At 63.7% G+C, this 12,436-nt stretch carries 11 protein-coding genes and 1 pseudogene; 7 read left to right on the forward strand and 5 right to left on the reverse strand.

What is annotated here, in order from left to right:
* Nucleotides 1-4: 4 nt before the first annotated feature.
* Together hyi and gcl are read right to left on the reverse strand one after the other, a co-directional pair.
* Entirely contained in the window at nt 5-820 is an 816-nt protein-coding gene (gene hyi, locus JOH52_RS21735) for a hydroxypyruvate isomerase (RefSeq protein ID WP_014530154.1), read from the reverse strand.
* A 54-nt stretch (nt 821-874) separates the two neighbouring features.
* Nucleotides 875-2,659: a glyoxylate carboligase gene (gene gcl, locus JOH52_RS21740; protein ID WP_013850363.1), complete on the reverse strand. Its 1,785-nt coding sequence runs from the start codon at nt 2,657-2,659 to the stop codon at nt 875-877.
* Nucleotides 2,660-2,828: 169 nt separating this feature from the next.
* On the opposite strand from gcl, the gene JOH52_RS21745 reads away from it, so the two are divergent.
* Complete coding sequence (locus JOH52_RS21745) at nt 2,829-3,650, forward strand: IclR family transcriptional regulator (RefSeq protein ID WP_013850362.1); 822 nt, start codon at nt 2,829-2,831, stop codon at nt 3,648-3,650.
* A 126-nt stretch (nt 3,651-3,776) separates the two neighbouring features.
* On the opposite strand, the gene JOH52_RS21750 is transcribed toward JOH52_RS21745, so the two are convergent.
* Nucleotides 3,777-4,676 carry a LysR family transcriptional regulator gene (locus tag JOH52_RS21750; protein ID WP_010976207.1) on the reverse strand — a complete coding sequence of 300 codons (900 nt, stop codon included), beginning with the start codon at nt 4,674-4,676 and terminating at the stop codon, nt 3,777-3,779.
* 134 nt (nt 4,677-4,810) lie between these two features.
* On the opposite strand from JOH52_RS21750, the gene JOH52_RS21755 reads away from it, so the two are divergent.
* The 6 genes from JOH52_RS21755 to xth all read left to right on the forward strand — a co-directional run bounded on the left by JOH52_RS21755 (nt 4,811) and on the right by xth (nt 11,627).
* Nucleotides 4,811-5,647, forward strand: coding sequence for a bifunctional allantoicase/(S)-ureidoglycine aminohydrolase (locus tag JOH52_RS21755; RefSeq protein WP_010976208.1), 837 nt, complete (start codon nt 4,811-4,813; stop codon nt 5,645-5,647).
* 37 nt (nt 5,648-5,684) lie between these two features.
* Nucleotides 5,685-8,141: a DNA ligase D gene (gene ligD / locus JOH52_RS21760; RefSeq protein ID WP_107010439.1), complete on the forward strand. Its 2,457-nt coding sequence runs from the start codon at nt 5,685-5,687 to the stop codon at nt 8,139-8,141.
* A 92-nt stretch (nt 8,142-8,233) separates the two neighbouring features.
* A complete protein-coding gene (ku, locus tag JOH52_RS21765; RefSeq protein WP_014530153.1) occupies nt 8,234-9,118 on the forward strand; it encodes a non-homologous end joining protein Ku in 885 nt (294 codons plus the stop codon).
* Nucleotides 9,118-10,203 carry a tetratricopeptide repeat protein gene (locus JOH52_RS21770; RefSeq protein ID WP_014527778.1) on the forward strand — a complete coding sequence of 362 codons (1,086 nt, stop codon included), beginning with the start codon at nt 9,118-9,120 and terminating at the stop codon, nt 10,201-10,203. Before ku ends, JOH52_RS21770 begins: the two co-directional genes overlap by 1 nt.
* 1 nt (nt 10,204) lies before the next feature.
* A complete protein-coding gene (locus tag JOH52_RS21775; RefSeq protein ID WP_003526414.1) occupies nt 10,205-10,846 on the forward strand; it encodes an alpha/beta hydrolase family protein in 642 nt (213 codons plus the stop codon).
* Nucleotides 10,847-10,853: 7 nt separating this feature from the next.
* Nucleotides 10,854-11,627 (forward strand): exodeoxyribonuclease III, encoded by a 774-nt coding sequence (xth, locus tag JOH52_RS21780; protein ID WP_013850359.1) that lies wholly within the window; start codon nt 10,854-10,856, stop codon nt 11,625-11,627.
* Here the strand turns inward: xth and JOH52_RS35940 are convergent.
* Together JOH52_RS35940 and JOH52_RS35945 are read right to left on the reverse strand one after the other, a co-directional pair.
* Nucleotides 11,624-11,968 (reverse strand): annotated as a pseudogene (locus JOH52_RS35940) (PepSY domain-containing protein); the annotation flags it as partial. The gene xth and the pseudogene JOH52_RS35940 overlap by 4 nt on opposite strands.
* Nucleotides 11,969-12,009: 41 nt before the next feature.
* Nucleotides 12,010-12,354: a PepSY-associated TM helix domain-containing protein gene (locus JOH52_RS35945; protein WP_027991440.1), complete on the reverse strand. Its 345-nt coding sequence runs from the start codon at nt 12,352-12,354 to the stop codon at nt 12,010-12,012.
* Between the last annotated feature and the right edge of the window lie 82 nt (nt 12,355-12,436).

Consider the following 12,436-nt stretch of genomic DNA (forward strand, 5'->3'; position numbering starts at 1 on the left):
GTGCTTAGCTCCTGATTTGGATGATGTCTGCGGATTGTTTGCGCTGGCGCTCGGTGCCGAGCCACCCAAGTCCTTCCGCCGTTGTCGTCAGCGGCTTGTATTCGCACCCGATCCAGCCGTCGTAGCCGCTGGCTTCCAATGCGTCGAAGACGAAGGGGTAGTTGATCTCGCCGGTCCCCGGCTCGTTGCGTCCGGGATTGTCGGCAAGCTGTATGTGCGCGATCTTTTCGCGGTAGCGCCTGTAGGTGCCGACGAGTTCGCCCTCGGTGCGCTGCTGGTGGTAGAGGTCGTACTGGATGAAGAGGTTATCGCTCCCGACCTCCTCGATGATCGACGACGCCTGCCCGACCGTGTTGAGATAAAAGCCGGGGATATCGAAGCGGTTGATCGGTTCGATCAGAAGGCGGATGCCGCACTTGCCGAGTTCGGCCGCCGCAAGCTTCAGATTGGCGACGAGGGTCGTGCGCAGCACGCTGTCGGGTACACCGTCCGGGGCAATCCCCACGAGGCAATTGACCTGGCGGCAGCCGAGCGCAGTCGCATAGTCGATGGCCGTTGCGACCCCCTTGCGGAATTCGTCGATCCGATCCGGCAGGATCGCGATGCCCCGTTCGCCGCCGGCCCAGTCGCCGGCCGGCAGGTTGTGCAGCACTTGCGTCAGGCCGTGGCGGTCGAGTTCGCCGCGCAGCGCCGTCTTATCGAAGTCGTAGGGAAAGAGATATTCAACGCCTTCGAAACCCGCCCTGGCGGCCAGTGCGAAACGGTCGAGAAACGGCGCCTCGTTGAACAGCATCGTCAGGTTCGCAGCAAATCTCGGCATGCGATCACTCCTCTGTGGTAAGCGGGATGCGGGCGGAACCGCGTAGGACGTTCTTCAATCGAGAAGGGCGGCAATCGCGGTCGGGGCATCCTCGCCGCGCTCGGCGAGTTCCTCGAACTCGACGACCGCGTTGATGTCCGCGCCCATGGCGATGTTGGTGACGCGCTCCAGGATGAACTCGATGACGACGGGCACCTGGTGCTCTTCCATCAGCGCCTGCGCCCGGTCGAAGGCGTCGGCGAATTCATTCGGGCTCCTGACACGGATCGCCTTGCAGCCGAGCCCCTCGGCAACCGCCACGTGGTCGACCCCGTAACCCTTCTCCGCGTCGCCGTCGGCATTGATGTTTTCAAAGGCCAGACTGACCTCGAAATCCATGTTGAAGCCGCGTTGGGCCTGACGGATAAGCCCGAGATAGGAATTGTTCACGACGACATGCAGGTAAGGCAGCTTGTGCTGGGCGCCGACCGCGAGTTCCTCGATCAGGAACTGGAAATCGTAATCGCCGGAAAGAGCAACGATCTGCCGGTTCGGATCGGCGGCCCGCACGCCGAGTGCTGCCGGCAGAGTCCAGCCGAGCGGACCGGCCTGGCCGCAATTGATCCAGTTGCGCGGCTTGTAGACGTGTAGGAATTGCGCGCCGGCAATCTGGCTCAAGCCGATGGTCGAGACGTAGCAGGTGTCGCGGCCGAAAATCTTGTTCATCTCCTCGTAGACGCGCTGGGGTTTCAGCGGGGTCTGATCGAAATGGGTCTTGCGCAGCATCGACCGCTTGCGCTCGCGGCACTCCTCGGCCCAGGCCGACCAGTCGCGCAGCTTGCCGGCCGTCTTCCATTCGGTCGCGACGTCGAGGAAGAGCTTGAGCGCGGCACCCGCGTCGGAGACGATGCCGAAATCGGGTGCGAAGACCCGGCCGATCTGCGTCGGCTCGATATCGACATGGATGAACTTGCGGCCTTCCGTATAGGTCGGGATGTTGCCGGTGTGGCGGTTTGCCCAGCGATTGCCGATGCCGAAGACGAAATCGGAGGCGAGCAGCGTCGCATTGCCGTAACGATGCGAGGTCTGCAGGCCGCACATGCCCGCCATCAGCGGGTGGTCGTCCGGGATGACGCCCCAGCCCATCAGCGTCGGAACGACCGGAACGCCGGTGATCTCGGCGAATTCGGTAAGGAGATCGGAGGCGTCCGCATTGATGATGCCGCCGCCGGCGACGATCAGCGGCCTTTCTGCCTCGTTGAGCATGGCGAGCGCCTTTTCGGCCTGCGCACGGGTGGCGGCAGGCTTGTAGGCGGAAAGGGGCTCATAGGTTTCCGGATCGAATTCGATCTCGGCAAGCTGGACGTCGACCGGCAGGTCGATGAGGACCGGCCCGGGCCGACCCGAGCGCATCAGGTGGAAGGCCTTCTGGAAGACGAAGGGGACCAGCGCCGGCTCCATGACGGTGACCGCCCATTTGGTGACCGGCGCCGCGATCTTCGCAATGTCGACCGCCTGGAAGTCCTCCTTGTCGAGACGCGCACGCGGCGCCTGCCCGGTGATGCAGAGGATCGGGATTGAGTCCGCGGATGCCGAATAGAGGCCGGTGATCATGTCCGTGCCGGCCGGCCCGGAGGTTCCTATGCAGACACCGATATTGCCGTGCCTGGCGCGGGTGTAGCCCTCCGCCATGTGCGAAGCGCCTTCGACGTGGCGAGCGAGTATGTGACGGATCGATCCGCGCGCCCTCAGGGCCGAGTAGAATGGATTGATCGCCGCGCCGGGTACGCCGAAGGCGCAATCGATCCCTTCTTTTTCCAGAACATAAACCGCTGCATCGACTGCGCGCATCTTGGCCATGGGAACTCCTCCTGTTTGAATGGAAGGTAAATCCATGCCGCATCCATTTCAACGCATTTATGGAAATCATTCCCATTGTATGGAAATAAAGATTTTCAACAAATAGGAGAAAATCGGATGCAATGGCTGTAGAGCATGATCTCAGGCGGCAACTGATTTGGAGACTGGCATGGAGGCGAACGGCAAGGGGAAGAGGGGGCGCAAGGCGGGAGAGAACGCCGCGCCGGCTTCCGTTCAGGTGCTGGACAGGAGCCTGTCCCTGCTGGCGATCATCGCCGAAGGCGACGGCTCGACCTTGACCGCACTTTCGGAGCGGTCAGGCATGGCGCCTTCGACCGTGCACCGGCTGCTGACGTCGCTCGCCCAGCACGGGATGGTGGCGAACGACGCGGAGGCCGGCACGTGGACCGTCGGCGTCAAGGCGTTCGAGATCGGCAACGCCTTCCTGCGCTTTCGCAAGCTCGGCACGATCAGCCGTCCGTTCCTGAAGCGGCTCATGGACGAAAGCGGCGAGACGGCGAATATCGGCATAGAGGAAGACGGCGACGTGGTTTTCATCTCCCAGGTCGAAAGCCACGCGCCGATGCGCGCCTTCTTCCGTCCCGGGCGGCGGGGGCCGATCCACGCTTCCGGCATCGGCAAGGCCATTCTTTCGACCTGGTCCGATACGGAGATCGCCAAGACCCTGAGCGGCAGAACGCTCGCGTGCTTTACCGGGCGGACGCTCGCCACGCTGCCGGACCTGATCCGCAACGTTCAGGAGATCCGCTTTCGCGGCTGGTCGGTCGATGACGAAGAGCACACGCTCGGCATGCGCTGCATCGCCGCCCCGCTCTTCAACGAGTACGGTGAGGCGATCGGCGGCATCTCCATCTCCGGCCCCACCGTCCGCATCGACGACGAGAGACTCGGCGTCCTCGGCCCCGCCGTGCGCCGCATGGCGGACGAGTTGACGCGCGCGATCGGCGGGCACAGGCCGGAAGAAGGCTGAAGGCGCTTCGCATCCAGCTACTCTTGTGTGCTGTGCTTCGAAGTCAGTATCCGCGGCGCGCCCTCATCCGGCTTGCCGGCGACCTTCTCCCCGCAAGCGGGGCGAAGGGGACTCGCGGACCTTCACCTATCCCACCTCGGCATCGATCCCGTTATCCGGCGAGCCTTGCGCTGCCTCCAGAAAGGCAGCGATGACGGGTCCGGGGTTCGGCCGGCTGATGACGTACACGTCGGCTTCCGGCGCCGGCTCGGCGAGCGGCCGGTAGACGACGCCCGGCCGCGAAAGAGTGCTGATGCATTCCGGGACGAGTGCCACGCCGAGCCCCGCGGCAACGAGGCTGGTGAGGGAATAGGATTCCACCACCTCGTTCGTGATATCAGGTACGAACCCCGCCGCCACGCAGCAATCATGCAGGTAGCGGGCAAAGCGGGAGTCCGCGAGCCTCAGAAAGACGAAGTTTTCCTTTCGCAGATCACCGAGCTCGATCGTCTCTGAACCCGCCATGCGATGGTGTTCGGGCAGGGCCACGCCCACCTTCTCGTGCCAGGCGACATGCGCAACGAGGTCCGGATTGTTTCGAGGCCGGCGCACGAAACTGAGGTCGGTGCGATGGGAAAGCAAGGCCGCCTCCTGCGCCTCGGGGTCCATTTCATGGATACGGACGAACACGCCGGGCCATGCACCCCGGAACCGCGCGATCAGGTTGGACAACGGCCCCAGCAGCACCGAGCCGGTCGTCGCTATGTTCAGCGTTCCTACCTGCCCGGAACCGATGGCGCGCGCCTGCTGAACCGCGTGCTCGACCTGACCGAGAATCATCCGGGCATGTTCGAGAAAGTTGGCGCCCGCCTCGGTCAGCTCGACATTGCGGCTGGAACGCTCGAACAGCCGCGTGCCGACTTCCGCTTCCAGATCCCTGATCTGCTGGCTCAACGGCGGCTGGGAGATGTTGAGGCCCCTGGCGGCTGCCGTAAAACTTGCGGCATCGGCAACCGCAACGAAATAGCGCAGGTGACGTAGCTCCATGGCATAGCCCTATCGATACATTGTTACTCTGGATCGAGTTGAACAATATATTGGACGTATCGCGGAGCAAGCCGGTAAAGTCGTTGCAGAGAGGCGGAGGCACCGTCTCCGCCACGCATCTCGATGGGACACACATGCAGAAGAACTACTATTTTCCGGTAGGCGGCCATCCTCCTCAGACCAACCTGCTTTCCGACCGCGCCATCTTCACCGAGGCCTATGCGATCATTCCAAAGGGCGTCATGCGCGACATCGTGACGAGCTACCTGCCCTTCTGGACGAATACACGGCTCTGGGTACTGTCGCGCCCGCTTTCCGGCTTCGCCGAGACCTTCTCGCAATATATCATGGAGGTCGGCCCTTCCGGCGGCAGCAACCGGCCGGAGACGGATCCCCGCGCCGAAGCCGTGCTGTTCGTGGTGGACGGCGAGTTCCATCTGACGCTCGGCGATGAGACGCATCTGATGCAGTCCGGCGGCTATGCCTTCATCCCGCCCGGCACCGAATGGAGCCTCAGAAACGAATCCGGTGCGCCGACGCGATTCCACTGGATCCGCAAGGCTTATGAGAAGGTCGACGGGGTTCCCCTTCCCGAACCGATCGTTACCAACGAACGCGACATCCCCCCCTCGCCCATGCCGGAAACGGATGGGCGCTGGGCCACCACCCGCTTCGTCGATCCTTCCGACATGCGCCACGACATGCATGTCACGATCGTGACCTTCGAGCCCGGCGGCGTCATCCCGTTCATGGAAACCCATGTGATGGAACACGGACTCTATGTGCTCGAAGGCAAGGCCGTTTACCGACTCAACAACGACTGGGTGGAGGTGGAAGCCGGAGACTATATGTGGCTCAGGGCCTTCTGCCCGCAGGCCTGCTATGCCGGCGGACCGGGCAAATTCCGCTACCTGCTCTACAAGGACGTGAACCGCCATATGACGCTCGGCAATCCGGGCAGACTCGCCTGATATTGCAGCCTGCCGTGATCCGCCATAGCTTGGGCGCATGGCGACGCCTAAGCTGGAGGCCTACCGCAAGAAGCGGGATTTTTCGAAGACGCCGGAGCCGGTCGGAAATCTGACCGCCGGCGGCAACCGCTTCGTCGTGCACAAACACCATGCGACCGCCGACCACTACGATTTGCGGCTTGAGGTCGACGGCGTGCTGAAAAGCTGGGCGGTGCCGAAAGGTCCGTCGCTCAATCCGGCCGACAAGCGGCTGGCGGTGGAGACGGAGGACCATCCCCTCGACTATATCGACTTCGAGGGCGTGATCCCCGAAGGCGAATATGGCGGCGGTCCGATGATCGTCTGGGACAAGGGCGTCTGGGCGCCGATGGGCGATGTCGACGACGACCTGCGCAAGGGCGCCTTCAAGTTCCGCCTGGCAGGGGAGAAACTCAACGGCGGATGGATGCTGGCCCGTCTGAAGCGTCGCCCGGGAGAGGAGGACCAGCGCAACTGGCTCCTTTTCAAGGAGCGCGATCCGGCCGCCGACACATCGATCGATATCCTTGCCGCCCGGCCGGAAAGCGTCAAATCCGGCCGGCGGATCGAGGAACTGGTGGAGAAGCCGATGGCCCCGCCAAAGCCGGTCAAGCTCAATCCCGGCGCGCTTGCCGGTGCGGTCAAGGCCGCACAACCCGAACGCATCGAACCTCAACTCGCAACACAGACGATTCTCCCCCCGGAAGCCGAAAAGGACTCGAAAAAGCCCGAGCGCTGGCTGCACGAGATCAAGTTCGACGGCTATCGCACCATGGCCCACGTGGCGGACGGAAAGGTGCGCCTCGTCACCCGCGGCGGGCTCGACTGGACGAAGCGCTACGGAGACCTGCCGGAGGCTTTCCGGCGGCTGCCGTGCCGCGATGTGATCATCGACGGCGAGATCGTCGTGCTGGACGAGACGGGGGTCAGCCGCTTCGCGCTGCTGCAGGATGCGCTTTCCACCGGCGCCGGCAACAGCCTCGTCTTCTACGCCTTCGACCTCCTGCATCTCAACGGCTGGAACCTTTTCGACGTCCCGCTCGAAAAGCGCAAGGCACTGTTGAAGCAATTGCTTGCAGGGCAGGTCTCAAGCCGCTCGGCGATCCAGTTCAGCGATCATGTGCTGGGTGAAGGGCGCGCGCTTTACGACCGGGCCTCCGAGATGGGCCTGGAAGGGATCGTCTCCAAACGCATCTCGGCACCCTACCGAAGCGGCCGGTCGAAGACCTGGACCAAGACGAAGGCTTTGAAGGCGGAGGATTTCGTGATCGTCGGCTACACCGTTTCGGAGGCGGCCGAGGGCATTGCGTCGCTTGCACTCGGAGAGTGGGCCGACGGCGAGCTGGAATATCGCGGCAAGGTTGGAACCGGCTTCGACGCGCAGATGCTCAAGGAGTTGCTCGCAAGGCTCGAACCCTTGCGCGCCGGCGCCGCAAAGCTCGAGGGAGCGCCGAGGGAGATCATCTGGGTGCGGCCCTTGCTCCGGGCGCATATCCACTACGGCAACCGGACGACCGATAACGTCCTGCGTCACGCCGTCTTCAAGGGGCTCCGCGACGTCGAGCTGTCGACGCCGGTTTCCATGTCGAGAAAGCGCCTGATCTCGGACGCGGACCTCGCCGGCATATCGATTACCAACCCGACCCGGCGGCTCTTCGGCAAATCCGGCCCGACCAAGCTCGACCTTGCCGTCTATTACGCGATGATCGGCGACTTCATGCTGCCGCATATTCTCGGCCGTCCCGTTTCGCTGGTACGCTGCCCGACCGGCCGGACGCAGGATTGCTTCTTCCAGCGCCACCCTTTTACCGGCATGCCGCCTTCGGTCGCGACGTTCCAGGCAACCAACTCGGAGGGCGAGGCGAAAACCTACCTGTCGGTCGAGGACGCGAGAGGATACCTGGCGCTGGCGCAGTTCGGCGTCGTCGAATTCCACAATTGGGGGACGACGCGCAAGCTGCTCGGCAAGCCGGATCGCGTCGTCTTCGATCTCGATCCCGGCGAGGGCATCGCCTGGCGCGAGGTGGTCGAGGCCGCGATCCACATCAAGGCCGAACTCGAGGCGCTCGCGCTGGTACCCTTCGTAAAGACATCTGGCGGCAGGGGAGTGCACGTCGTCGTACCGGTCGTGCCGAAGCTCGACTGGAAGAAATTCCATCAGGCGACGAGCGCGCTCGCGACCCGTCTCGCGGCCACCGCTCCCGCCACCTTCACCACCACCATGGGCAAGGACAACCGCATAAGGCGCATTTTCATCGACTTCCATCGCAACGCCCGCAGCCATACCTGGGCGGCCCCCTATTCGCTGCGCGCCCGCACCAATCTGCCAGCCTCCACCCCGCTCAGCTGGGCGGATCTGGAGACTATCGACGCTCCGGCGGATTTGAACTATTCTTCGCTGCCGGGCCTTCTGGCCACGTCCGGCGATCCCTGGGCCGATATCGACGACTCCGCGAGGGATCTGCCTATACTGTAGTCGTTGAGGCGCGGGATGCAGGCGGAAACCGCATGCACTTTCCTCATCCCGCTCTGGCAGATGTGATCGTAGTGCCGCGTAGGGAGAAAACCATGGCACCCAGGGCAAGTTGGAAGGGCTATATCAGACTGAGTCTCGTGAGCTGTCCGGTGAGGCTTTACCCCGCCACCAGCGCAAGCGAGCGCATTTCCTTCAATCAGCTTCACAAGGACACCCATAACCGGATCAACATGAAGCCCGTCGATCCGGAGCTCGGCCTCGTCGAGCGTTCGGACCTCGTGAAGGGCTACGAATACGAAGACAAGAAATACATCATCATCGAGGATTCGGATCTGGAAAGCGTCCGGATCGAATCCAATCACACGATGAACATCGAGGCTTTCGTCGACGCCGGTTCCGTTGACGTCATCTATCAGGACGCCCCTTATTACCTGGCGCCCGACGGGGCCATGGCCGAGGAAACCTTCGTCGTCCTGCGTGAAGCTCTGCGCCGAAGCGGGAAACTCGCGATCGCCCGTCTCGTGCTGTCCAGCCGCGAACGGGTGGTGACCATCGGTCCGCGCGAGACCGGAATGTTCGTCTGCACCTTGCGCAATCCCAACGAGGTGCGCTTCGCGGCGGATTATTTCGGCAACATTCCGGTCGGCAAACCGGATCCCGAGATGCTGCAGCTTGCCGAAGCGCTCATCGAGCAGAAGACGACCACCTTCGATCCGAAGCAGTACGAGGACCGCTACGAGGTCGCGCTGATGCAGATGATCCGCGAGAAGCTCAAGGGTCACAAGCCGATCATTGCGCAGGCGCCCGAACGCGGCAACGTCGTCAATCTCATGGATGCCCTGAAGGCGAGCCTTTCCCAGGCCAAGCCGCCCGCTCGGAGCAAGCCCAAGGCGGAGCCCGCAGCAAAGGAGCCCGCTGCCAAAGCCGCGGCGGCGAAACGCGTAACTGCTAAACCCGCGGCCAAGAAGAAAGCCTGATGGCGCTTGCCGGTCGGACATTCGGTATCGTGGGCGCGCTCGCCGCCTTTCCGCGGCGGCTGGCGGCTCGCGAGGTCGAGCGCCAGGGCGGGCACCTCAGGCGCGGTGTCAACAGGCAGACGAAGTTCGTGGTCTTCGGGCGCGGGCTGCTCGCAAAGGCGTCCGAAGCAGAGATCGAGGCTCGCTTCGACAGCGAAAGCGGGCAGCGTCGGCGCGTGCTCAGCGAAAACGGCTTCCTCCGCCTGCTCGGACTGGCGAGCGCCCCGGAAACATCGGCGCTTACGCGGCAATCGCTCGTCGACCAGTCCGGGCTCTCCCCTCGCCACCTCGATCTTCTGTCGTTGTTCGACGCTTTCGAGCATGACGGCGAGCCCTATTCTTTCCGCGATCTGATCCTCGCCAGAAAATATGCGGGACTGATGGCCAGCGGCGCCGGCTGGGGCGCGATCGCGCGCTCGGTCCACCGCTCCGGAAACGTCGCCTCCCTCACCGCGCTCTCGCTGCACCACGAAGGCAAGGATACGATCTATGCGCGACGCGCCGAGGGCTTGAGCGAGCTCGACGGTCAATTGCTGCTCGACGTCGGCTCTCCCGACGAGGAGGCGCTCGAAGATCTCTTCGCTCAGGCCGAAGCGGCCGAAGAGGCGGGGGAATACGACCAGGCGGCCGCGTTCTACCAGCGCTATCTCGCCATCGACCGCACCGACGAGGTTGCAGCGTTCAACCGGGCCAACTGCCTCAGAGCCGCCGGGCGGGAGGCCGAAGCGGCGCATGACTATGCCCGCGCCATAAAGCTCGATCCTTGCTTCGTCGAAGCCTGGTTCAATCTTGCCGGGCTGATGGGCGAACGTGGGCGCACGGACACGGCCAGGCGGCATCTGAGGAGAGCGATCGAAATCGATGGCGATTACGCCGATGCCATCTTCAACCTGGCGAAGCTGGAGTTCGATGCCGGCAATCTCGCCGAAGCCCGCCGCTGGTGGATGCGTTACCTCGCGCTCGATCAGCATTCCGAATGGGCACGCGCCGCCGAGCGCGGCGTGCAGTTCGTGAACCTTCATCTCCTCTCCAGAACGGCTGGCTGACATGAGCGGAAAATTCCTGTTCGACGGGCCGGGCGATGCGCCCGTCACCATTCTCCTCGCGCATGGAGCCGGCGCGCCGATGGATTCGACTTCGATGACGGCGGCCGCCATGGCGCTTGCAGGGGTGGGTTTTCGCGTCGCCCGCTTCGAGTTCGGCTATATGGCAGCCCGGCGCACTGCCGACGGGCGCAAGCCCCCGCCCCGCGCGGAAACGCTCAATCCGGAGTATCGGGCGGCCATTGCCGAGCTCGGCGCCCAAGGCACCCTCGTGATCGGCGGCAAGTCCATGGGCGGTCGCGTCGCCAGCATGGTCGCCGACGACCTTCATGCCGAGGGCAAGATCGCCGGGCTCCTTTGCCTCGGCTATCCCTTCCATCCCCCCGGAAAACCGGACCAGTTGCGCACCCGACATCTTACCGATCTCAAGACGCCTGCACTGATCTGTCAGGGGACCCGCGACGAATTCGGCACCCGCGACGAGGTTTCGCGATACGCCTTGTCCGACAGGATCGAACTTCTCTGGCTGGAGGACGGCGACCACGACCTCAAGCCGCGCAAGACAGTCTCGGGCTTCTCGACCGCAGATCACCTGAAGACGCTGGCCGAGGCGGTTGCGCGATGGGCGGATCGCCTCGCGCCTTGAGCTCCTCATGAAGATCGCGACCTTCAACATCAACGGCGTGAACAAGCGGCTCGACATCCTCTTGACCTGGCTCGGTACGGCCGAGCCGGACGTGGTCTGCCTGCAGGAGCTCAAGGCGACTGACGGACAGTTTCCGAGAGCCGCGATCGAGGCGGCGGGTTACGGTGCCGTCTGGCGGGGCCAGGCCGCCTGGAACGGCGTTGCCATTCTCGCCCGCGATCGTGAGCCGGTGCTCACGCGAACCGGGTTGCCCGGCGATTCCTCGGATACGCAGAGCCGCTACATCGAAGCTGCGGTGAACGGCATCCTGATTGCGTCGCTCTATGCGCCCAACGGCAATCCGCAGCCCGGGCCGAAATTCGACTACAAGCTCGCCTGGCACCTGCGCTTCAACCAGCATGCCGCCGCGCTGCTCGAGACGGGTGTGCCGGTGGTGCTCGCCGGCGACTACAACGTCGTTCCGGAACCGCGCGACATCTATCCGACCCGCTCCTACGACGACAACGCCCTCGTCCAGCCGGAAAGCCGCGCAGCCTTCCGGAGCCTTGTCGATCAGGGCTGGCTCGACGCACTGCGCAAGATCCACCCGAAAGAGCAGCTCTTCACTTTCTGGGACTACCGCCGCAACCGCTGGCAGCGCGACGCCGGCCTTCGCCTCGACCACATTCTCCTGAGCCGCAAGCTCCGGCGCCGCCTGACCGGCGCCGGCATCGACCGGGAGATCCGTGCGCTTGAAGGGTCGAGCGACCATGCGCCGGTATGGGTGTCGATGCGGGATTAGTTCCTGCACGTTTTGCAGCTTTCGCTGGCAGGCGACCGGACGGCCAGCTTCCTCCACCGGCGTGCCTTGCGTTTCTTCCACCAGATGATGACGCCGGTGGCGGATAGCATGGCGACCAGCGCGCCCATCAAGGTCATGGAGACCTTGAACGGAAGACCCCACACGGCTGCCATGTGCAGGGCAGTCAGCCAAGTCGTGACGGTATCGCCGGCCGCTTGCCCGGTGGGCAGGTAGATTCCGAGAAATGCGCCGCTGTCGCCATGGAAAGCGAGACGCGTATTCCCGCCTTCACGGAACTCACCCGCGTCACAACTCGATGTCACGATGTCACGATGTAGGTGTAAACCGCGCCGAGGGTCGTACCCCGCCCAGTCTTCCCTTTCTACGGCAGATCCGCGTGCCTTGCGTGCTCGGCGACAAGTCGCCGCGCCACGGCGAGCGCCTCCTTGCGATCGATCAGCGGCTCGTAGCGCGGCTCGGCGAGCCTGGGAACATGTTCCCGGAAGCGAGTGGCCGCCTGCGTCGGCAGGGGCGCCTTCGTCACCGGATTATAGACTTCTTTCAGATTGAGAGAGACCGAAGACCAGGCCAGCACGAACAGCATAGCCCAAACCCAAAGCCCGCCTGCGCGGTGGAGATCGAAGCTGGACTTGTGCGGCCCGCCATAAATCCGCAGCCGCCACGCCTTGCCCCATTGCCGCCGGAAGTTCTTGGCCCGCGGTGTCATGTTTAGTGACTGAAATTGCTCGCCTTAGCGTCCGAACGACTAGTCAAGGCGTGCGGGACTCCCCAAATCTGCATTCGCACTT

Source organism: Sinorhizobium meliloti, from assembly GCF_017876815.1.
Taxonomy (GTDB): domain Bacteria; phylum Pseudomonadota; class Alphaproteobacteria; order Rhizobiales; family Rhizobiaceae; genus Sinorhizobium; species Sinorhizobium meliloti.

Bases quoted from the DNA above. Each gene is read 5' to 3' on its own strand.
- hyi (WP_014530154.1), bottom strand. From the start codon at position 820: ATGCCGAGATTTGCTGCGAACCTGACGATGCTGTTCAACGAGGCGCCG.
- gcl (WP_013850363.1), bottom strand. From the start codon at position 2,659: ATGGCCAAGATGCGCGCAGTCGATGCAGCGGTTTATGTTCTGGAAAAA.
- JOH52_RS21745 (WP_013850362.1), top strand. From the start codon at position 2,829: ATGGAGGCGAACGGCAAGGGGAAGAGGGGGCGCAAGGCGGGAGAGAAC.
- JOH52_RS21750 (WP_010976207.1), bottom strand. From the start codon at position 4,676: ATGGAGCTACGTCACCTGCGCTATTTCGTTGCGGTTGCCGATGCCGCA.
- JOH52_RS21755 (WP_010976208.1), top strand. From the start codon at position 4,811: ATGCAGAAGAACTACTATTTTCCGGTAGGCGGCCATCCTCCTCAGACC.
- ligD (WP_107010439.1), top strand. From the start codon at position 5,685: ATGGCGACGCCTAAGCTGGAGGCCTACCGCAAGAAGCGGGATTTTTCG.
- ku (WP_014530153.1), top strand. From the start codon at position 8,234: ATGGCACCCAGGGCAAGTTGGAAGGGCTATATCAGACTGAGTCTCGTG.
- JOH52_RS21770 (WP_014527778.1), top strand. From the start codon at position 9,118: ATGGCGCTTGCCGGTCGGACATTCGGTATCGTGGGCGCGCTCGCCGCC.
- JOH52_RS21775 (WP_003526414.1), top strand. From the start codon at position 10,205: ATGAGCGGAAAATTCCTGTTCGACGGGCCGGGCGATGCGCCCGTCACC.
- xth (WP_013850359.1), top strand. From the start codon at position 10,854: ATGAAGATCGCGACCTTCAACATCAACGGCGTGAACAAGCGGCTCGAC.
- JOH52_RS35945 (WP_027991440.1), bottom strand. From the start codon at position 12,354: ATGACACCGCGGGCCAAGAACTTCCGGCGGCAATGGGGCAAGGCGTGG.